At 64.4% G+C, this 19,534-nt stretch carries 17 protein-coding genes; 10 read left to right on the plus strand and 7 right to left on the minus strand.

Going from position 1 to position 19,534, the window contains the following annotated elements; translation table 11 throughout:
- Positions 1–169 precede the first annotated feature (169 nt).
- The 3 genes from ehuB (AC0L2A_RS05520) to ehuR (AC0L2A_RS05530) all read right to left on the minus strand — a co-directional run bounded on the left by ehuB (AC0L2A_RS05520) (position 170) and on the right by ehuR (AC0L2A_RS05530) (position 3,409).
- Positions 170–1,021 carry an ectoine/hydroxyectoine ABC transporter substrate-binding protein EhuB gene (gene ehuB, locus AC0L2A_RS05520; protein WP_473607933.1) on the minus strand — a complete coding sequence of 284 codons (852 nt, stop codon included), beginning with the start codon at positions 1,019–1,021 and terminating at the stop codon, positions 170–172.
- A gap of 94 nt (positions 1,022–1,115) precedes the next feature.
- Positions 1,116–1,901, minus strand: a complete 786-nt coding sequence (gene ehuA / locus AC0L2A_RS05525) for an ectoine/hydroxyectoine ABC transporter ATP-binding protein EhuA (protein WP_473607934.1) — start codon at positions 1,899–1,901, stop codon at positions 1,116–1,118.
- Between the two features lie 122 nt (positions 1,902–2,023).
- Complete coding sequence (gene ehuR / locus AC0L2A_RS05530) at positions 2,024–3,409, minus strand: MocR-like ectoine utilization transcription factor EhuR (protein WP_023797845.1); 1,386 nt, start codon at positions 3,407–3,409, stop codon at positions 2,024–2,026.
- Positions 3,410–3,499: 90 nt separating this feature from the next.
- On the opposite strand from ehuR (AC0L2A_RS05530), the gene AC0L2A_RS05535 reads away from it, so the two are divergent.
- The 4 genes from AC0L2A_RS05535 (at position 3,500) to AC0L2A_RS05550 (ending at position 8,485) form a co-directional block, all read left to right on the plus strand.
- Positions 3,500–3,982: an Lrp/AsnC family transcriptional regulator gene (locus tag AC0L2A_RS05535; protein WP_473607946.1), complete on the plus strand. Its 483-nt coding sequence runs from the start codon at positions 3,500–3,502 to the stop codon at positions 3,980–3,982.
- 332 nt (positions 3,983–4,314) lie between these two features.
- Positions 4,315–5,808 (plus strand): NAD-dependent succinate-semialdehyde dehydrogenase, encoded by a 1,494-nt coding sequence (locus AC0L2A_RS05540; protein WP_473607935.1) that lies wholly within the window; start codon positions 4,315–4,317, stop codon positions 5,806–5,808.
- 34 nt (positions 5,809–5,842) lie between these two features.
- Positions 5,843–7,222, plus strand: coding sequence for an aminotransferase (locus tag AC0L2A_RS05545; protein WP_473607937.1), 1,380 nt, complete (start codon positions 5,843–5,845; stop codon positions 7,220–7,222).
- A 159-nt stretch (positions 7,223–7,381) separates the two neighbouring features.
- Entirely contained in the window at positions 7,382–8,485 is a 1,104-nt protein-coding gene (locus tag AC0L2A_RS05550) for an alcohol dehydrogenase family protein (RefSeq protein WP_473607938.1), read from the plus strand.
- A 278-nt stretch (positions 8,486–8,763) separates the two neighbouring features.
- Here the strand turns inward: AC0L2A_RS05550 and AC0L2A_RS05555 are convergent, their stop codons facing one another.
- The 4 genes from AC0L2A_RS05555 to AC0L2A_RS05570 all read right to left on the minus strand — a co-directional run bounded on the left by AC0L2A_RS05555 (position 8,764) and on the right by AC0L2A_RS05570 (position 13,749).
- Positions 8,764–9,867 carry an alcohol dehydrogenase family protein gene (locus AC0L2A_RS05555; protein WP_473607938.1) on the minus strand — a complete coding sequence of 368 codons (1,104 nt, stop codon included), beginning with the start codon at positions 9,865–9,867 and terminating at the stop codon, positions 8,764–8,766.
- Between the two features lie 159 nt (positions 9,868–10,026).
- On the minus strand, positions 10,027–11,406 hold the full coding sequence (locus AC0L2A_RS05560; protein ID WP_473607937.1) for an aminotransferase: 1,380 nt from the start codon (positions 11,404–11,406) through the stop codon (positions 10,027–10,029).
- A 34-nt stretch (positions 11,407–11,440) separates the two neighbouring features.
- Positions 11,441–12,934, minus strand: a complete 1,494-nt coding sequence (locus AC0L2A_RS05565; RefSeq protein WP_473607935.1) for an NAD-dependent succinate-semialdehyde dehydrogenase — start codon at positions 12,932–12,934, stop codon at positions 11,441–11,443.
- A gap of 332 nt (positions 12,935–13,266) precedes the next feature.
- A complete protein-coding gene (locus AC0L2A_RS05570; RefSeq protein ID WP_473607946.1) occupies positions 13,267–13,749 on the minus strand; it encodes an Lrp/AsnC family transcriptional regulator in 483 nt (160 codons plus the stop codon).
- 90 nt (positions 13,750–13,839) lie between these two features.
- Here AC0L2A_RS05570 and ehuR (AC0L2A_RS05575) point away from each other — a divergent pair, with 90 nt between their 5' ends.
- The 6 genes from ehuR (AC0L2A_RS05575) to eutA all read left to right on the plus strand — a co-directional run bounded on the left by ehuR (AC0L2A_RS05575) (position 13,840) and on the right by eutA (position 19,488).
- Positions 13,840–15,225: a MocR-like ectoine utilization transcription factor EhuR gene (gene ehuR, locus AC0L2A_RS05575; protein ID WP_023797845.1), complete on the plus strand. Its 1,386-nt coding sequence runs from the start codon at positions 13,840–13,842 to the stop codon at positions 15,223–15,225.
- Positions 15,226–15,347: 122 nt separating this feature from the next.
- Positions 15,348–16,133, plus strand: coding sequence for an ectoine/hydroxyectoine ABC transporter ATP-binding protein EhuA (gene ehuA, locus AC0L2A_RS05580; protein WP_473607934.1), 786 nt, complete (start codon positions 15,348–15,350; stop codon positions 16,131–16,133).
- A 94-nt stretch (positions 16,134–16,227) separates the two neighbouring features.
- Complete coding sequence (gene ehuB / locus AC0L2A_RS05585) at positions 16,228–17,079, plus strand: ectoine/hydroxyectoine ABC transporter substrate-binding protein EhuB (protein WP_473607933.1); 852 nt, start codon at positions 16,228–16,230, stop codon at positions 17,077–17,079.
- Between the two features lie 229 nt (positions 17,080–17,308).
- Positions 17,309–17,968, plus strand: coding sequence for an ectoine/hydroxyectoine ABC transporter permease subunit EhuC (ehuC, locus tag AC0L2A_RS05590; protein ID WP_287174034.1), 660 nt, complete (start codon positions 17,309–17,311; stop codon positions 17,966–17,968).
- Between the two features lie 16 nt (positions 17,969–17,984).
- A complete protein-coding gene (gene ehuD, locus AC0L2A_RS05595) occupies positions 17,985–18,644 on the plus strand; it encodes an ectoine/hydroxyectoine ABC transporter permease subunit EhuD (RefSeq protein WP_091600368.1) in 660 nt (219 codons plus the stop codon).
- Between the two features lie 37 nt (positions 18,645–18,681).
- Positions 18,682–19,488 (plus strand): ectoine utilization protein EutA, encoded by an 807-nt coding sequence (eutA, locus tag AC0L2A_RS05600; protein WP_473607932.1) that lies wholly within the window; start codon positions 18,682–18,684, stop codon positions 19,486–19,488.
- Positions 19,489–19,534 lie beyond the last annotated feature (46 nt).

The raw sequence follows: 19,534 nt of genomic DNA on the forward strand, positions 1-19,534 counted from the left end.
GAGAAGATGCCGGCAGGCAGATGAGGGGCAGAGCCAATTTGGCAGAACTGGCGCTGCCCCTCATCCGGCCTTGTTTGTGCATGTCGTTATCCCAAAACCGCTGCGCACTTTTGGGCGACATGCATTCGTGACACCTTCTCCCCGTGAACGGGGAGAAGGAAAAAGGCGCCTATTTTGCCGAGCAGAGCTTGTCGCGGCTCGTCGACATCGCCGCCGCGGCCGAAAAACCGTAGGGCTCGATGATCTTGGCGAATTCGCCGGACTCCTTCAGCTTGGCCAATTCGACGTCATAGGCGTCGCGCAGCGCCTCATCGCCCTTCTTGAACGCCGCGCCGTCGCAATAGACCGGCGCGCCGACCACCGGGGCGACGACTTCGAGATTCGAATCGTTGGCCTTCTTGACCAGATCGTTGATCGACAGCACCGGCAGGGAATAGGCGTCGATGCGGCCGTCCTGCAGCATCTTCAGGCCGCTCTGGCCATCCGGCACGACGATGACGCGGTCACGCGGCACGCCGGCAGTGAGCGCCAGCTTCTCCTCGGTGCCGCCGCCCGGCGCCCCGATCGTTGCGGTGGCATCGTTGGCGACATCCTCATAGCTCTTGAAGCCCTTCGGGTTGCCCTTCTTGACCAGCATTGCCTCGGCGTCGCACAGCACCGGCTCCGAATAAGCGACAGCCGCGCAGCGCTCCGGTTTCATGAACAGGCCGGCGGTGACGACGTCGAAACGGCCGGCCTGCAGGCCGGGGATCATCGCGCCATATTCCGAAATCGAGGCGACGATGTCGTTGACACCAAGACGCTTGAAGATTTCACGGGCCACATCGGGCGCCGCACCCGAGACCTTGCCGTCGGCAGCAACCGCCGTATAGGGCGGCTCGTTGGCGATGGCGACACGGGCAAAGCCCTGTGCCTTGAGCTCTTCGAGCTTGCTGTCGTCGGCCGATCCCGCGGTCGAAGCGGCCAGGATTGCGGTCAGTGCAACACCGGCGACGCCGGCCAGAATGCCAAGTTTCTTCATTGTTCCCAACTCCTTGTTTCTCTTTTGGTTTGGTCGTTCCACGGGACGGCTTCGCCGCCCTGGGAGGACGGCGCTGCCGCCCGGGGCATGGCAGTCAGACGCGATGTCCGGCCGCGATGATCTTCTTCAGGAAAGCTTGCGTACGCTCCTGCTTGGGGTTGCGGAAAATCTCGTCCGGCTTGCCTTCCTCGACGATCTTGCCGCGGTCGAAGAACAGAACCCGGTCGGCGAAATCATGGGCAAAACCCATTTCGTGGGTGACCAGCAGCATGGTCATGTCGGTCTCCGAGCACAGCCGCCACAACACGTTCAGCACCTCCTCGACCAGTTCCGGATCGAGCGCCGATGTCACCTCGTCGAACAGCATGATCCTGGGCTGCAGCGCCAAGGCGCGAGCGATGGCAACGCGCTGCTTCTGGCCGCCGGAAAGCTGCGCCGGCATCGCTTTCGCCTTGTCGGCCATGCCGACCATATCGAGCAGTTCCATCGCCCGTTTTTCGGCGGTGGCGCGCGGCATGCCCTTGGTCAGGATCGGCGCCAGCGTGACGTTGTCGATGACGCTCTTGTGCGGAAACAGGTTGAACAGCTGGAAGACCATGCCGATCTTCTGGCGCATTCTTGCCAGATGCCGTTCGTCGGCAGGCAGCAACTGGCCGTTGCGCTCCATGTGGTAAAGCTGCTCGCCGTCGATCTGGATGTGGCCGCTGTCGATCCTCTCCAGCGTCATCAGGATGCGCAGGATCGTCGTCTTGCCGGAGCCGGATGGGCCGATCAGCGCAAGCTTTTCGCGCGGCATGACCTGCATCGACAGTCCGTCCAGCACCTTGAAGGTGCCGAAGCTTTTCGAAATGGCGTCGATCTTGATGATGGGCGCGGACAAAGAATTCCCCCGTGCTGGAGAAGCTGTGCCTTAACGATGGGGAACGCGCCAAATCATGTCAATCAGGAAAATAAACTCATGACAATGTTTCTGGCTCCGCAGAATTTCGCGGCAATGTCTGCCTAGATCGCCAGCAGCAGATGCTCCGGGTCGCCGAGCAGAAGCTTGGTGACAACGCTGAGGCCGGCGCGCAGCTCCCCCTCGGTTGTCGAGCCCAGCGAGATGCGCACTGCCGGTTGCCAGGGCGCCGCCGAGATGCGGAACGATGTGCCTGGTGCGATCGCAACGCCCTGCAGGCGGGCCTGTGAGACGAAGCCCTCCTCGGCGCGGTCGCCGGGCAGTTCCAGCCACAGATGCAGCCCGTCGCGATGGACGCGGTAGTCGACCCCGGCAAGCACCTGGGCGGCAATCTCCTGCCGCCGCCGCAGCGCCGACCGTTGCCAGCGGACGAGTTCCATCGCCGTGCCGTCGGTCACCCATTTTGTCGCGATCTCCGCCACCATCGGCGTCGCCATCCAGTTGGAGACGAGATGCCGGTTGGCGACGGCAGCGACATAGCGGTCGGGCGCCGCGAGATAACCGATGCGCAGGCCTGGCAGCACGATCTTGGTGAAGGAGGTGACGTAGAGCGTGCGCTCGGGCGCGAAGGCGGCGACCGGCGGCGGACGGCCCTCGACCAGCGGCCCGAGCACGTCGTTCTCGATGATGGCGATGTCGTGCCTGCGCGCCACCGCAGCGATCTGCTCGCGCCGCGCGGCATTCATCAATGTTGCAGTCGGATTGATCACCGAGGGCTGCACGAACACGGCGCGGATGTCGGAAAGCCGGCACGCCTCGTCGAGCGCCTCCGGGATCAGGCCGTTGTCGTCGATCGGCAGACCCTCGAGGTTGAAGCCGAGATAGCGCGCCAGCGGGATCAGCGTGTGATGGCCGATCGCCTCGGTGGCGACGGTCGAACCCGGCGGCGCCACGCTCATCAGCGCCACCGTCATGCCGGCCGTGGCGCCGTTGGTCAGGCTGACATTCTGCGCCGACACGTCGAGACCGCACAGCCGCAGCCATTCGACCGCCACGGCACGGTGGCGCGGAAACACCATGTTCGGCCGGAACGACAGCGCCGAGGTCGACGGCAGGTTCTCGGCGAGCCAGCCCAGCGCCTGCTTCAACCTCTCCAGATGCATCGGCTCGCAGACCGGCTTCAGGATCGACAGGTCGATGACCTCGCCAAGGCGCTCCGGCAGATAGGGCGGCTCCGGCTCGCGTCGCTGCGTCTGCACGAAGCTGCCGCGGCCGATCTCGCCGGAGACCAGGCCCCGGCGGATCAGCTCCTCATAGGCGCGGCTGACTGTCTGCACCGAAAGCTTCAAATCGTCGGCCAGCCGGCGATGCGTCGGCAGCCGCGCGCCGTTGGCCAGCCGTCCGTCATGAATGGCGCGCGCGAACTGGTCGGCGAGCGATTGATAGGCCGGCCGCCGGATAAGCGCGGGATCTGGACGCCACAATGTCATGACATATTAGAGATCGAAATCAGTGCAATTGACAATCGAAATAATGCGCCGTCATGGTGTCGCGGAAAAAAGTGGACGCTCATGGCCGCATTGAAACTGGATCAGATCGACCTGAAAATCCTCGACGCGGTTCAGCGCGACGGGCGCATCACCAAGCTGGCGCTCGCCGACAAGGTCGGCCTGTCGCCGACGCCGTGCTGGATGCGGTTGCGCAAGCTGGAAAAGGCCGGCATCGTCTCCGGCTATCACGCCAAGGTTGCAATGCGCGCCGTCGCGCCGGTCGCCATCGTCCTGATGGAGGTGACGCTGGCCAGCCACCGCCAAGCCGATTTCGACCGTTTTGAGCGCGTCATCCGCGACGTCCCCGAAATCGTCGCATGCTGGTCGGTGGGCGGCGGCGTCGACTATCTGCTGAAAGTGATGGCGCGCGACATCGACGCCTATCAGCGGCTGGTCGACGCCCTGCTCGAACGCGAGATCGGCATCGACCGTTATTTCACCTACATCGTCACCAAGACGGTGAAGGAGGAGGTCGCCTTGCCGGTGGCCGATCTGCTGCCGGTGTCAACGTGAGGCCTGGGGAAATCGAAAAGGGCCCCCTCATCCGGCCGCTTCGCGGCCACCTTCTCCCCGGTGGGGAGAAGAGGCTGGCGCCGGCGCTGGCAATCTCCTCTCCCCCGAGGGGAGAGGTCGGATTGCCCCGAATTGCCCTTTGCAATTCGGTTGGCAATCCGGGTGAGGGGGCACTTCCTCGATGAGATAGCCCAGCCTATAAGCTGAACAGATTGTCTGCCCGAGCAGCCCAATAGAGACAATCTCTCTACGCGTGCGCTCCGAAACAGCCTCTCTGTCTGCGCCGCGCGCATAGTCTCTCCGCATCACTCCGAAACCGGGAGACCTCGAACATGTCCGCGCATTTTGCCCGCCCACAACGCCACGAAGCGCTTGACCGGCTCGCCGACCGCCGGCTGCTGCGCCAACTCGCCTATGTCGACGGCCACTGGACGGCGAGTGAAGCCGCCGAGAGTTTTGGGGTGACCGACCCTGCTACAGGCGCCACCGTTGCCTGGGTTGCCGCGCTCGATGCCAGGCAGACGAGCAAGGCGATCGACGCGGCGGCGCGCGCCTTTCCCGCCTGGCGCGCGGCCCTCCCACAGGAACGCGCAAGAATCCTGCGAAAATGGTTCGATCTGATCATCGCCGCCAAGGACGATCTGGCGCTGTTGATGACGCTCGAGCAGGGCAAGCCGCTTAGGGAATCGCTTGGCGAGATCGACTACGCCGCCTCCTTCGTCGAATGGTACACCGAGGAGGCAAAGCGCCTCAACGCCGAAAGCGTCACCAGCCATTTGCCAAACGCCGAGATGATGGTGCGGCGCGAACCGCTCGGCGTCGTCGGCGTCGTCACGCCGTGGAATTTTCCCGCAGCCATGCTGACCCGCAAGGCGGCGGCCGCGCTTGCCGCCGGCTGCACCATCGTCGCGCATCCTTCGTCGGAAACGCCGCTGTCGGCACTGGCGCTGGCCGAGCTCGGCGAACGCGCCGGCCTGCCGGCTGGCGTCTTCAACGTTCTCACCGGCAAGGCCTCGACCATCGTTGGGCGGATGTGCGAAGATCCGCGCGTCCGCGCCATGAGCTTCACCGGCTCGACCGAGATCGGCAGGCTTATCGCCGCGCAAAGTGCGCCGACGATGAAGCGGCTGGTCATGGAGCTTGGCGGCCACGCGCCGCTGATCGTCTTTGCCGACGCCGATCTCGACAAGGCGGTGACGACAGCCGTCGACGCCAAATTCGCCACTTCCGGCCAGGATTGCCTTGCCGCCAACCGCATCTATGTCCAGCGCCCGATCTACGACCGTTTCTGCGCCGCTTTCGCCAGGCGCATCGAGGCGCTGCGGACCGGCAATGGCCTGGCCGGAGACACCGACATCGGGCCGTTGATGCATGAGCGCGGTGTCAAGAAGGTCGAGGAGCAAGTCGCCGATGCGCTCGCCCATGGCGCGCGCTGCCTCACCGGCGGCGGCAGACATCCGGCCGGACCGCTGTTCTACCGGCCGACCCTGCTCGCCGATGTCACCGACGATGCGCTGATCATGCGCGAGGAAACCTTTGGTCCGGTCGCCGCGGTGACGCCCTTCGACAGCGAGGACGAGGTCATCGCCCGCGCCAACGCCACCGAATACGGGCTCGTCGCCTATGTCGTCACCGAGAACGGCGGCCGCCAATTGCGCATGGGCCGTGCACTCGACTACGGTATGGTCGCCATCAACCGCGTCAAGATCACCGGCGCGCCGATTCCGTTCGGCGGCGTCAAGCAGTCCGGCATCGGTCGCGAGGGCTCGCGCCACGGGCTCGAAGCCTTTACCGATCTTAAATATCTCTGCCTGGACGTAGCGTAAGCCGCGCCGGAGACATTTCCTTAGGAGTAAAAAAATGCTCGACCAGTCCAACGAACTCGCCGCCTGGGATCGCGACCACTTCTTCCATCCCTCGACCCACATGGGCACGCATGCGCGGGGTGAATCGCCGACCCGCATCATCGCCGGCGGCGAAGGCGTCACCATCTGGGACAATAACGGCCGCAAGAGCATCGATGCCTTCGCCGGGCTTTATTGCGTCAATGTCGGCTATGGCCGCCAGAAGATATCAGACGCCATCGCCGCCCAGGCCAGGAACCTTGCCTATTACCATGCCTATGTCGGCCACGGCACCGAGGCGTCGATCACGCTTTCCAAGATGATCATCGACCGCGCCCCGCAAGGCATGTCGAGGGTCTATTTCGGCCTCTCCGGTTCCGACGCCAACGAAACCAACATCAAGCTGATCTGGTACTGCAACAACGTGCTCGGTCGTCCCGAGAAGAAGAAGATCATCTCACGCTGGCGCGGCTATCACGGCTCCGGTGTCATGACCGGATCGCTGACCGGGCTCGACCTGTTCCACAACGCCTTCGACCTGCCGCGTGCGCCGATCCTGCACACCGAGGCGCCCTACTATTTCCGCCGCGCCGACCGCTCGATGAGCGAGGAACAGTTTTCCCAACACTGCGCCGACAAGCTCGAAGAGATGATCCTGGCCGAGGGCCCCGACACGGTCGCCGCCTTCATCGGCGAGCCGATCCTCGGCACCGGCGGCATCGTGCCGCCGCCCGCTCTGTACTGGGAAAAGATCCAGGCGGTTCTGAACAAATACGACGTGCTGCTGGTCGCCGACGAAGTGGTCACCGGCTTCGGCCGGCTGGGCACCATGTTCGGCTCCGACCACTACGGCATCAAGCCCGACCTGATCACCATCGCCAAGGGACTGACCTCGGCCTATGCGCCGCTGTCGGGCGTCATCGTCTCGGATAAGGTCTGGCAGGTGCTGGTGCAGGGTTCGGACAAACTCGGCAGCTTGGGCCATGGCTGGACCTATTCGGCGCATCCGATCTGCGTTGCCGCCGGTGTCGCCAACCTGGAACTGATCGACGAGATGGACCTGGTGACCAACGCCGGTGAGACCGGCGCCTATTTCCGCGCCGAACTGGCGAAAGCCGTCGGCGGCCACAAGAATGTCGGCGAGGTGCGCGGCGACGGCATGCTGGCGGCAATCGAATTCGTCGCCGACCGGGACGACCGCGTGTTCTTCGATGCCGCGCAAAAAATCGGGCCGCAGGTCGCGACCGCGCTTGCCGAGCTTGGCGTCATCGGCCGCGCCATGCCGCAAGGCGACATCCTCGGCTTTGCGCCGCCGCTATGCCTCACCCGTGAAGAGGCCGACATCGTCGTGTCGAAGACGGCCGATGCGGTGAAGAGCGTGTTTGCCAGCATCTAATTATCGACCTTGGTGCCGCCCCTCATCCGCCCTGCCGGCACCTTCTCGGTAGAGAAGGGTCAAGCACTCGGCGCCGGCTGACCCCCTCTCCCCGTTGTTCACGGGGAGAGGGTAAGGGTGAGGGGCAGCGCCAACCTGGAATATCTGGAAGCAACATCAATGACCTCCAAAGCCCTCCCCGCCACCATGGCAGCCGTGCTTCTGACCGGTCACGGCGGGCCGGAAAAGCTTGTCTATCGCACCGATGTGAAAGTGCCCTCGCCCGCCCCCGGCGAGGTTCTGGTCAAGGTCACCGCTTGCGGCATGAACAACACCGATGTCTGGGTGCGCCAGGGCGCCTATGGCACGGTGGAAGATGCTGCCGCCGTGTCGACCTGGCGGCGTCAGGGCAATACGCTGACCTTCCCGCGCATCCAGGGCACCGACACCGTCGGCAACATCGTTGCCGTCGGCGAGGGTGTTTCTTCGGCCCGCATCGGCGAGCGGGTGATGGTCGATTTCTCCATCTACAACCGCGACGATGATTCACTCGCCGACATCGACTATATGGGCCATGGCCGCGACGGCGGCTATGCCGAGTACCAGGCCGTGCCGGCCGAGAACGCCCATGTCGTCGCCACCGACCTGACCGACATCGAGCTCGCCACCTTTTGCTGCGCTTACCTTACCGGCGAACAGATGCTGGAACGCGCCGCATTGAGGGCCGGCGAGCGCGTGCTGGTCACCGGCGCCTCGGGCGGCGTCGGCTCCGGCATCGTGCAGTTGGCGCGGGCGCGCGGCGCCATTCCCTATGCCGTCGTCGGCAAGGGCAAGGAACAGGCGGTGCTCGACATCGGCGCCGAGGCGGTGATCACCCGTGGCGTCGCCGATCTGCCCACCGCCGTCAACGACGCAACCGGCGGCCAGCCGATCGACGTGGTTGCCGACCTCGTCGGCGGTGCGATCTTCAACGACCTGTTGCGCATCCTTCGGCCCGAGGGTCGCTACACCACCGCCGGCGCGATTGCCGGCCCGGTCGTGCAGCTCGATCTGCGCACCATGTATCTCAAGCAATTGCAGCTGCACGGCTCCAGCCAAGGCACGCGACACGACTTCCGCCGTATCGTCCGCTACATCGAGGAGAAGAAAATCCGGCCGCTGGTCGGCGGTGTCTACAAGCTCTCCGATTTCCACCGCGCCCAGGCGGATTTCATCGCCAAAGATTTTGTCGGCAAGCTGGTGGTCGTTCCGGACGCCGTTGCGGATCTCGCTGCAACGCGTTGACAACCAAGGCTAACAAGGCAATTGCCGATCGCAGCGCCGCCTCCGAAGCTGCCGATCTCCCCCCTTGCGGGGGAGATGCCGGCAGGCAGAGGGGGGTGGGAAGGATCGCAACTTCGACTTCAGCCTTGCCAACCCAGCTTGAGGGCGTGGCTGCGATCGATTGACAGGTCGGAGGGACAGCACCCCCCTCTGCCTGCCGGCATCTCCCCCGCAAGGGGGGAGATCGGCAGCTTCGGAGGCGGCGCTGCGATCGGCAATTGCCTTGTTAGCCTTGGTTGTCAACGCGTTGCAGCGAGATCCGCAACGGCGTCCGGAACGACCACCAGCTTGCCGACAAAATCTTTGGCGATGAAATCCGCCTGGGCGCGGTGGAAATCGGAGAGCTTGTAGACACCGCCGACCAGCGGCCGGATTTTCTTCTCCTCGATGTAGCGGACGATACGGCGGAAGTCGTGTCGCGTGCCTTGGCTGGAGCCGTGCAGCTGCAATTGCTTGAGATACATGGTGCGCAGATCGAGCTGCACGACCGGGCCGGCAATCGCGCCGGCGGTGGTGTAGCGACCCTCGGGCCGAAGGATGCGCAACAGGTCGTTGAAGATCGCACCGCCGACGAGGTCGGCAACCACGTCGATCGGCTGGCCGCCGGTTGCGTCGTTGACGGCGGTGGGCAGATCGGCGACGCCACGGGTGATCACCGCCTCGGCGCCGATGTCGAGCACCGCCTGTTCCTTGCCCTTGCCGACGACGGCATAGGGAATGGCGCCGCGCGCCCGCGCCAACTGCACGATGCCGGAGCCGACGCCGCCCGAGGCGCCGGTGACCAGCACGCGCTCGCCGGCCCTCAATGCGGCGCGTTCCAGCATCTGTTCGCCGGTAAGGTAAGCGCAGCAAAAGGTGGCGAGCTCGATGTCGGTCAGGTCGGTGGCGACGACATGGGCGTTCTCGGCCGGCACGGCCTGGTACTCGGCATAGCCGCCGTCGCGGCCATGGCCCATATAGTCGATGTCGGCGAGTGAATCATCGTCGCGGTTGTAGATGGAGAAATCGACCATCACCCGCTCGCCGATGCGGGCCGAAGAAACACCCTCGCCGACGGCAACGATGTTGCCGACGGTGTCGGTGCCCTGGATGCGCGGGAAGGTCAGCGTATTGCCCTGACGCCGCCAGGTCGACACGGCGGCAGCATCTTCCACCGTGCCATAGGCGCCCTGGCGCACCCAGACATCGGTGTTGTTCATGCCGCAAGCGGTGACCTTGACCAGAACCTCGCCGGGGGCGGGCGAGGGCACTTTCACATCGGTGCGATAGACAAGCTTTTCCGGCCCGCCGTGACCGGTCAGAAGCACGGCTGCCATGGTGGCGGGGAGGGCTTTGGAGGTCATTGATGTTGCTTCCAGATATTCCAGGTTGGCGCTGCCCCTCACCCTTACCCTCTCCCCGTGAACAACGGGGAGAGGGGGTCAGCCGGCGCCGAGTGCTTGACCCTTCTCTACCGAGAAGGTGCCGGCAGGGCGGATGAGGGGCGGCACCAAGGTCGATAATTAGATGCTGGCAAACACGCTCTTCACCGCATCGGCCGTCTTCGACACGACGATGTCGGCCTCTTCACGGGTGAGGCATAGCGGCGGCGCAAAGCCGAGGATGTCGCCTTGCGGCATGGCGCGGCCGATGACGCCAAGCTCGGCAAGCGCGGTCGCGACCTGCGGCCCGATTTTTTGCGCGGCATCGAAGAACACGCGGTCGTCCCGGTCGGCGACGAATTCGATTGCCGCCAGCATGCCGTCGCCGCGCACCTCGCCGACATTCTTGTGGCCGCCGACGGCTTTCGCCAGTTCGGCGCGGAAATAGGCGCCGGTCTCACCGGCGTTGGTCACCAGGTCCATCTCGTCGATCAGTTCCAGGTTGGCGACACCGGCGGCAACGCAGATCGGATGCGCCGAATAGGTCCAGCCATGGCCCAAGCTGCCGAGTTTGTCCGAACCCTGCACCAGCACCTGCCAGACCTTATCCGAGACGATGACGCCCGACAGCGGCGCATAGGCCGAGGTCAGTCCCTTGGCGATGGTGATCAGGTCGGGCTTGATGCCGTAGTGGTCGGAGCCGAACATGGTGCCCAGCCGGCCGAAGCCGGTGACCACTTCGTCGGCGACCAGCAGCACGTCGTATTTGTTCAGAACCGCCTGGATCTTTTCCCAGTACAGAGCGGGCGGCGGCACGATGCCGCCGGTGCCGAGGATCGGCTCGCCGATGAAGGCGGCGACCGTGTCGGGGCCCTCGGCCAGGATCATCTCTTCGAGCTTGTCGGCGCAGTGTTGGGAAAACTGTTCCTCGCTCATCGAGCGGTCGGCGCGGCGGAAATAGTAGGGCGCCTCGGTGTGCAGGATCGGCGCACGCGGCAGGTCGAAGGCGTTGTGGAACAGGTCGAGCCCGGTCAGCGATCCGGTCATGACACCGGAGCCGTGATAGCCGCGCCAGCGTGAGATGATCTTCTTCTTCTCGGGACGACCGAGCACGTTGTTGCAGTACCAGATCAGCTTGATGTTGGTTTCGTTGGCGTCGGAACCGGAGAGGCCGAAATAGACCCTCGACATGCCTTGCGGGGCGCGGTCGATGATCATCTTGGAAAGCGTGATCGACGCCTCGGTGCCGTGGCCGACATAGGCATGGTAATAGGCAAGGTTCCTGGCCTGGGCGGCGATGGCGTCTGATATCTTCTGGCGGCCATAGCCGACATTGACGCAATAAAGCCCGGCGAAGGCATCGATGCTCTTGCGGCCGTTATTGTCCCAGATGGTGACGCCTTCGCCGCCGGCGATGATGCGGGTCGGCGATTCACCCCGCGCATGCGTGCCCATGTGGGTCGAGGGATGGAAGAAGTGGTCGCGATCCCAGGCGGCGAGTTCGTTGGACTGGTCGAGCATTTTTTTACTCCTAAGGAAATGTCTCCGGCGCGGCTTACGCTACGTCCAGGCAGAGATATTTAAGATCGGTAAAGGCTTCGAGCCCGTGGCGCGAGCCCTCGCGACCGATGCCGGACTGCTTGACGCCGCCGAACGGAATCGGCGCGCCGGTGATCTTGACGCGGTTGATGGCGACCATACCGTAGTCGAGTGCACGGCCCATGCGCAATTGGCGGCCGCCGTTCTCGGTGACGACATAGGCGACGAGCCCGTATTCGGTGGCGTTGGCGCGGGCGATGACCTCGTCCTCGCTGTCGAAGGGCGTCACCGCGGCGACCGGACCAAAGGTTTCCTCGCGCATGATCAGCGCATCGTCGGTGACATCGGCGAGCAGGGTCGGCCGGTAGAACAGCGGTCCGGCCGGATGTCTGCCGCCGCCGGTGAGGCAGCGCGCGCCATGGGCGAGCGCATCGGCGACTTGCTCCTCGACCTTCTTGACACCGCGCTCATGCATCAACGGCCCGATGTCGGTGTCTCCGGCCAGGCCATTGCCGGTCCGCAGCGCCTCGATGCGCCTGGCGAAAGCGGCGCAGAAACGGTCGTAGATCGGGCGCTGGACATAGATGCGGTTGGCGGCAAGGCAATCCTGGCCGGAAGTGGCGAATTTGGCGTCGACGGCTGTCGTCACCGCCTTGTCGAGATCGGCGTCGGCAAAGACGATCAGCGGCGCGTGGCCGCCAAGCTCCATGACCAGCCGCTTCATCGTCGGCGCACTTTGCGCGGCGATAAGCCTGCCGATCTCGGTCGAGCCGGTGAAGCTCATGGCGCGGACGCGCGGATCTTCGCACATCCGCCCAACGATGGTCGAGGCCTTGCCGGTGAGAACGTTGAAGACGCCAGCCGGCAGGCCGGCGCGTTCGCCGAGCTCGGCCAGCGCCAGTGCCGACAGCGGCGTTTCCGACGAAGGATGCGCGACGATGGTGCAGCCGGCGGCAAGCGCGGCCGCCGCCTTGCGGGTCAGCATGGCTGCGGGAAAATTCCACGGCGTGACGACGCCGACGACGCCGAGCGGTTCGCGCCGCACCATCATCTCGGCGTTTGGCAAATGGCTGGTGACGCTTTCGGCGTTGAGGCGCTTTGCCTCCTCGGTGTACCATTCGACGAAGGAGGCGGCGTAGTCGATCTCGCCAAGCGATTCCCTAAGCGGCTTGCCCTGCTCGAGCGTCATCAACAGCGCCAGATCGTCCTTGGCGGCGATGATCAGATCGAACCATTTTCGCAGGATTCTTGCGCGTTCCTGTGGGAGGGCCGCGCGCCAGGCGGGAAAGGCGCGCGCCGCCGCGTCGATCGCCTTGCTCGTCTGCCTGGCATCGAGCGCGGCAACCCAGGCAACGGTGGCGCCTGTAGCAGGGTCGGTCACCCCAAAACTCTCGGCGGCTTCACTCGCCGTCCAGTGGCCGTCGACATAGGCGAGTTGGCGCAGCAGCCGGCGGTCGGCGAGCCGGTCAAGCGCTTCGTGGCGTTGTGGGCGGGCAAAATGCGCGGACATGTTCGAGGTCTCCCGGTTTCGGAGTGATGCGGAGAGACTATGCGCGCGGCGCAGACAGAGAGGCTGTTTCGGAGCGCACGCGTAGAGAGATTGTCTCTATTGGGCTGCTCGGGCAGACAATCTGTTCAGCTTATAGGCTGGGCTATCTCATCGAGGAAGTGCCCCCTCACCCGGATTGCCAACCGAATTGCAAAGGGCAATTCGGGGCAATCCGACCTCTCCCCTCGGGGGAGAGGAGATTGCCAGCGCCGGCGCCAGCCTCTTCTCCCCACCGGGGAGAAGGTGGCCGCGAAGCGGCCGGATGAGGGGGCCCTTTTCGATTTCCCCAGGCCTCACGTTGACACCGGCAGCAGATCGGCCACCGGCAAGGCGACCTCCTCCTTCACCGTCTTGGTGACGATGTAGGTGAAATAACGGTCGATGCCGATCTCGCGTTCGAGCAGGGCGTCGACCAGCCGCTGATAGGCGTCGATGTCGCGCGCCATCACTTTCAGCAGATAGTCGACGCCGCCGCCCACCGACCAGCATGCGACGATTTCGGGGACGTCGCGGATGACGCGCTCAAAACGGTCGAAATCGGCTTGGCGGTGGCTGGCCAGCGTCACCTCCATCAGGACGATGGCGACCGGCGCGACGGCGCGCATTGCAACCTTGGCGTGATAGCCGGAGACGATGCCGGCCTTTTCCAGCTTGCGCAACCGCATCCAGCACGGCGTCGGCGACAGGCCGACCTTGTCGGCGAGCGCCAGCTTGGTGATGCGCCCGTCGCGCTGAACCGCGTCGAGGATTTTCAGGTCGATCTGATCCAGTTTCAATGCGGCCATGAGCGTCCACTTTTTTCCGCGACACCATGACGGCGCATTATTTCGATTGTCAATTGCACTGATTTCGATCTCTAATATGTCATGACATTGTGGCGTCCAGATCCCGCGCTTATCCGGCGGCCGGCCTATCAATCGCTCGCCGACCAGTTCGCGCGCGCCATTCATGACGGACGGCTGGCCAACGGCGCGCGGCTGCCGACGCATCGCCGGCTGGCCGACGATTTGAAGCTTTCGGTGCAGACAGTCAGCCGCGCCTATGAGGAGCTGATCCGCCGGGGCCTGGTCTCCGGCGAGATCGGCCGCGGCAGCTTCGTGCAGACGCAGCGACGCGAGCCGGAGCCGCCCTATCTGCCGGAGCGCCTTGGCGAGGTCATCGACCTGTCGATCCTGAAGCCGGTCTGCGAGCCGATGCATCTGGAGAGGTTGAAGCAGGCGCTGGGCTGGCTCGCCGAGAACCTGCCGTCGACCTCGGCGCTGTCGTTCCGGCCGAACATGGTGTTTCCGCGCCACCGTGCCGTGGCGGTCGAATGGCTGCGGCTGTGCGGTCTCGACGTGTCGGCGCAGAATGTCAGCCTGACCAACGGCGCCACGGCCGGCATGACGGTGGCGCTGATGAGCGTGGCGCCGCCGGGTTCGACCGTCGCCACCGAGGCGATCGGCCATCACACGCTGATCCCGCTGGCGCGCTATCTCGGCTTCAACCTCGAGGGTCTGCCGATCGACGACAACGGCCTGATCCCGGAGGCGCTCGACGAGGCGTGCCGGCTTTCCGACATCCGCGCCGTGTTCGTGCAGCCCTCGGTGATCAATCCGACTGCAACATTGATGAATGCCGCGCGGCGCGAGCAGATCGCTGCGGTGGCGCGCAGGCACGACATCGCCATCATCGAGAACGACGTGCTCGGGCCGCTGGTCGAGGGCCGTCCGCCGCCGGTCGCCGCCTTCGCGCCCGAGCGCACGCTCTACGTCACCTCCTTCACCAAGATCGTGCTGCCAGGCCTGCGCATCGGTTATCTCGCGGCGCCCGACCGCTATGTCGCTGCCGTCGCCAACCGGCATCTCGTCTCCAACTGGATGGCGACGCCGATGGTGGCGGAGATCGCGACAAAATGGGTGACCGACGGCACGGCGATGGAACTCGTCCGCTGGCAACGGTCGGCGCTGCGGCGGCGGCAGGAGATTGCCGCCCAGGTGCTTGCCGGGGTCGACTACCGCGTCCATCGCGACGGGCTGCATCTGTGGCTGGAACTGCCCGGCGACCGCGCCGAGGAGGGCTTCGTCTCACAGGCCCGCCTGCAGGGCGTTGCGATCGCACCAGGCACATCGTTCCGCATCTCGGCGGCGCCCTGGCAACCGGCAGTGCGCATCTCGCTGGGCTCGACAACCGAGGGGGAGCTGCGCGCCGGCCTCAGCGTTGTCACCAAGCTTCTGCTCGGCGACCCGGAGCATCTGCTGCTGGCGATCTAGGCAGACATTGCCGCGAAATTCTGCGGAGCCAGAAACATTGTCATGAGTTTATTTTCCTGATTGACATGATTTGGCGCGTTCCCCATCGTTAAGGCACAGCTTCTCCAGCACGGGGGAATTCTTTGTCCGCGCCCATCATCAAGATCGACGCCATTTCGAAAAGCTTCGGCACCTTCAAGGTGCTGGACGGACTGTCGATGCAGGTCATGCCGCGCGAAAAGCTTGCGCTGATCGGCCCATCCGGCTCCGGCAAGACGACGATCCTGCGCATCCTGATGACGCTGGAGAGGATCGACAGCGGCCACATCCAGATCGACGGCGAGCAGCTTTACCACATGGAGCGCAACGGCCAGTTGCTGCCTGCCGACGAACGGCATCTGGCAAGAATGCGCCAGAAGATCGGCATGGTCTTCCAGCTGTTCAACCTGTTTCCGCACAAGAGCGTCATCGACAACGTCACGCTGGCGCCGATCCTGACCAAGGGCATGCCGCGCGCCACCGCCGAAAAACGGGCGATGGAACTGCTCGATATGGTCGGCATGGCCGACAAGGCGAAAGCGATGCCGGCGCAGCTTTCCGGCGGCCAGAAGCAGCGCGTTGCCATCGCTCGCGCCTTGGCGCTGCAGCCCAGGATCATGCTGTTCGACGAGGTGACATCGGCGCTCGATCCGGAACTGGTCGAGGAGGTGCTGAACGTGTTGTGGCGGCTGTGCTCGGAGACCGACATGACCATGCTGCTGGTCACCCACGAAATGGGTTTTGCCCATGATTTCGCCGACCGGGTTCTGTTCTTCGACCGCGGCAAGATCGTCGAGGAAGGCAAGCCGGACGAGATTTTCCGCAACCCCAAGCAGGAGCGTACGCAAGCTTTCCTGAAGAAGATCATCGCGGCCGGACATCGCGTCTGACTGCCATGCCCCGGGCGGCAGCGCCGTCCTCCCAGGGCGGCGAAGCCGTCCCGTGGAACGACCAAACCAAAAGAGAAACAAGGAGTTGGGAACAATGAAGAAACTTGGCATTCTGGCCGGCGTCGCCGGTGTTGCACTGACCGCAATCCTGGCCGCTTCGACCGCGGGATCGGCCGACGACAGCAAGCTCGAAGAGCTCAAGGCACAGGGCTTTGCCCGTGTCGCCATCGCCAACGAGCCGCCCTATACGGCGGTTGCTGCCGACGGCAAGGTCTCGGGTGCGGCGCCCGATGTGGCCCGTGAAATCTTCAAGCGTCTTGGTGTCAACGACATCGTCGCCTCGATTTCGGAATATGGCGCGATGATCCCCGGCCTGCAGGCCGGCCGTTTCGACGTCGTCACCGCCGGCCTGTTCATGAAACCGGAGCGCTGCGCGGCTGTCGCTTATTCGGAGCCGGTGCTGTGCGACGCCGAGGCAATGCTGGTCAAGAAGGGCAACCCGAAGGGCTTCAAGAGCTATGAGGATGTCGCCAACGATGCCACCGCAACGATCGGGGCGCCGGGCGGCGGCACCGAGGAGAAGCTGGCGCTCACTGCCGGCGTGCCGCGTGACCGCGTCATCGTCGTGCCGGATGGCCAGAGCGGCCTGAAGATGCTGCAGGACGGCCGCATCGACGCCTATTCCCTGCCGGTGCTGTCGATCAACGATCTGGTCAAGAAGGCCAACGATTCGAATCTCGAAGTCGTCGCCCCGGTGGTCGGCGCGCCGGTCTATTGCGACGGCGCGGCGTTCAAGAAGGGCGATGAGGCGCTGCGCGACGCCTATGACGTCGAATTGGCCAAGCTGAAGGAGTCCGGCGAATTCGCCAAGATCATCGAGCCCTACGGTTTTTCGGCCGCGGCGGCGATGTCGACGAGCCGCGACAAGCTCTGCTCGGCAAAATAGGCGCCTTTTTCCTTCTCCCCGTTCACGGGGAGAAGGTGTCACGAATGCATGTCGCCCAAAAGTGCGCAGCGGTTTTGGGATAACGACATGCACAAACAAGGCCGGATGAGGGGCAGCGCCAGTTCTGCCAAATTGGCTCTGCCCCTCATCTGCCTGCCGGCATCTTCTCCCCGTGAACGGGGAGAAGAGGCCAAGACTATAACCGTAAAACGCTGGAAATTCGAACTTCATGACCCAATGGTCCGGCTATTTCGGCCTGATATTGCAGGGAGCGCTTGTTACCATCGAGCTGACGCTGATGGGGTCGGTGCTTGCCCTGATCATGGCCTTTCTCGCCGGGCTGGGGCGGCTGTCGCGTTTTTTCGCCATTCGGGCGCTGGCCACCGCCTATATCGAATTCTTCCGCGGCACCTCGATCTTCGTGCAGCTGTTCTGGGCCTATTTCGTGCTGCCCTTCATCGGCATTTCGCTGACGCCGCTGCAGGCCGGCGTGCTGGCGCTTGGCCTCAATGTCGGCGCCTACGGCGCGGAGGTGGTGCGCGGCGCCATCCAGTCGATCGGCCGCGAACAGTACGAGGCCTGCACCGCGGTCAATCTCGGCCGCTGGCAAGCCATGCGCCATGTCATCCTGCCGCAGGCGCTGCTGGTGATGCTGCCGACCTTCGGCAATAACGCCATCGAATTGCTCAAGGCCACCGCCGTGGTTTCGCTGATCTCGCTCACCGACCTGACCTTCCAGGCCCAGGTCGTGCGCTCGCAGACCGGCAACACGCTGGTGCCGTTCACCACCATTCTCGTCATCTATTTCGCCCTTGCGCTGATCATTTCCTGGGGCGTGCGTTCGCTGGAACGCCGCATGGCGCGCGGCCTCGACGGGGTGCGCGTCTGATGGATCGGGCCTCGTAATGGAGTGGGATTGGAATTTCGTCTGGGAGATCATGCCGACCCTGATCGAGGGCGTGAAGATCACCATCCTGGCGACGCTGCTCGGCTCGGTCCTGGCCGCGATCGTGGGGTTGGCCATCGCGCTGGCGCGGCGCTCGCCGAACAAGGGCTTGTCGCGCAGCGTCGGCTTCCTCGCCGAGTTCATTCGCGGCACGCCGCTCTTGGTGCAGCTGTATTTCATCTTCTACGTGCTGCCGGACATCGGTATCCTGCTGCCGCCACTGGTGGCGGGCGTCATCGGCCTCGGGCTGCATTACGGCACCTACACGGCCGAGGTCTATCGCGCCGGCATCGACAATGTGCCGCGCGGCCAGTGGGAAGCCGCCAAGGCCTGCAATCTCAACGCCAGGCAGACCTGGACCCACATCATCATGCCGCAGGCGATCCCGCCGATGATCCCGGCGCTTGCCAACTATTTTATCGCCATGTTCAAGGAGACGCCGCTGCTGTCGGCGATCACCGTGCTGGAACTGATGAACCAGGCCAAGAGCGTCGCCAACACCTACTACCGCTATGTCGAGCCGATGACCTTGGTCGGCGCCTTCTTCCTCGTCATCAGCCTGTTCTCGGTCGTGCTGCTGCGCTGGCTGGAACGCCGCTACGGGCGCATTGAAAAATGACAGTTCCTTCGACCAAACCGTTGGCAAGGAGCGCATGGTGACCGCTGCAGTCGACATCCGCTTGCACTCGACACGGCCGGCGCTCGACGCGCGTCCGCTGGAAAAGCGCGTCGGCCTGATCATCCTTGCCACCGACCATACGACCGAACCGGATTTTCGTCGCATGGTGGCAAGCGACCGGATCGGCGTCTATGTCGCGCGCATTCCCTATGCCAATCCGACGACGCCGGACAATTTGCGCAAGATGCAGCCGTCGCTGACGGCGGGCGCCGCGCTCATCCTGCCCGATGAGCCGCTCGACGCGGTCTGCTATTCCTGCACCTCAGCCTCGGTCGTCATCGGCGATGCCGAGATCGAGGCGGCGGTGCAGGCGGCCAAGCCCGGCGTACCCGTGGTTACGCCGCCGATGGCAGGGGTGCACGGCTTGAAGGCGCTGGGCGCCAGGACGATCAGTATTCTTACTCCCTACACGGTCGAGACCAGCCGGCCGATGTCCGTCTATTTCGCGGCGCACGGTTTCGAGATCGCCAGTTTTACCTGTCTCGGCTTCGACGACGACCGCGAGATGGCGCGGATTGCACCGGCCACGCTGGTCGATCTGGCAGCCAATACGACCGACGCGCAAGCGGACGCGCTGTTCGTCTCCTGCACGGCGTTGCGGGCCGCACTTGCCGTCGTCGGCATGGAGGAGGCGATCGGCCGCCCGGTCGTCACCAGCAATCAGGCAACGGCCTGGAACTGCCTGCGGCTTTGCGGCGACGAGGAGCGGCGCGCCGAATTCGGCCGTCTCATGACGCTGCCGTTGCCAGAAGGTGAGATGTCGAAGCGAGGAGGTCAGGCTTGATAAGTCAGCGCCGCCCCTCATCCGCCTGCCGGCACCTTCTCCCCGT

This window comes from Mesorhizobium sp. WSM4844 (assembly GCF_055811775.1).

What these genes read in the sequence shown, in the direction of transcription:
- AC0L2A_RS05565 (WP_473607935.1), bottom strand. Translation starts at nt 12,934, where the DNA reads ATGTCCGCGCATTTTGCCCGCCCACAACGCCACGAAGCGCTTGACCGG.
- ehuR (WP_023797845.1), top strand. Translation starts at nt 13,840, where the DNA reads ATGACATTGTGGCGTCCAGATCCCGCGCTTATCCGGCGGCCGGCCTAT.
- AC0L2A_RS05545 (WP_473607937.1), top strand. Translation starts at nt 5,843, where the DNA reads ATGCTCGACCAGTCCAACGAACTCGCCGCCTGGGATCGCGACCACTTC.
- ehuC (WP_287174034.1), top strand. Translation starts at nt 17,309, where the DNA reads ATGACCCAATGGTCCGGCTATTTCGGCCTGATATTGCAGGGAGCGCTT.
- ehuR (WP_023797845.1), bottom strand. Translation starts at nt 3,409, where the DNA reads ATGACATTGTGGCGTCCAGATCCCGCGCTTATCCGGCGGCCGGCCTAT.
- ehuB (WP_473607933.1), top strand. Translation starts at nt 16,228, where the DNA reads ATGAAGAAACTTGGCATTCTGGCCGGCGTCGCCGGTGTTGCACTGACC.
- AC0L2A_RS05560 (WP_473607937.1), bottom strand. Translation starts at nt 11,406, where the DNA reads ATGCTCGACCAGTCCAACGAACTCGCCGCCTGGGATCGCGACCACTTC.
- AC0L2A_RS05540 (WP_473607935.1), top strand. Translation starts at nt 4,315, where the DNA reads ATGTCCGCGCATTTTGCCCGCCCACAACGCCACGAAGCGCTTGACCGG.
- ehuD (WP_091600368.1), top strand. Translation starts at nt 17,985, where the DNA reads ATGGAGTGGGATTGGAATTTCGTCTGGGAGATCATGCCGACCCTGATC.
- AC0L2A_RS05555 (WP_473607938.1), bottom strand. Translation starts at nt 9,867, where the DNA reads ATGACCTCCAAAGCCCTCCCCGCCACCATGGCAGCCGTGCTTCTGACC.
- ehuB (WP_473607933.1), bottom strand. Translation starts at nt 1,021, where the DNA reads ATGAAGAAACTTGGCATTCTGGCCGGCGTCGCCGGTGTTGCACTGACC.
- AC0L2A_RS05550 (WP_473607938.1), top strand. Translation starts at nt 7,382, where the DNA reads ATGACCTCCAAAGCCCTCCCCGCCACCATGGCAGCCGTGCTTCTGACC.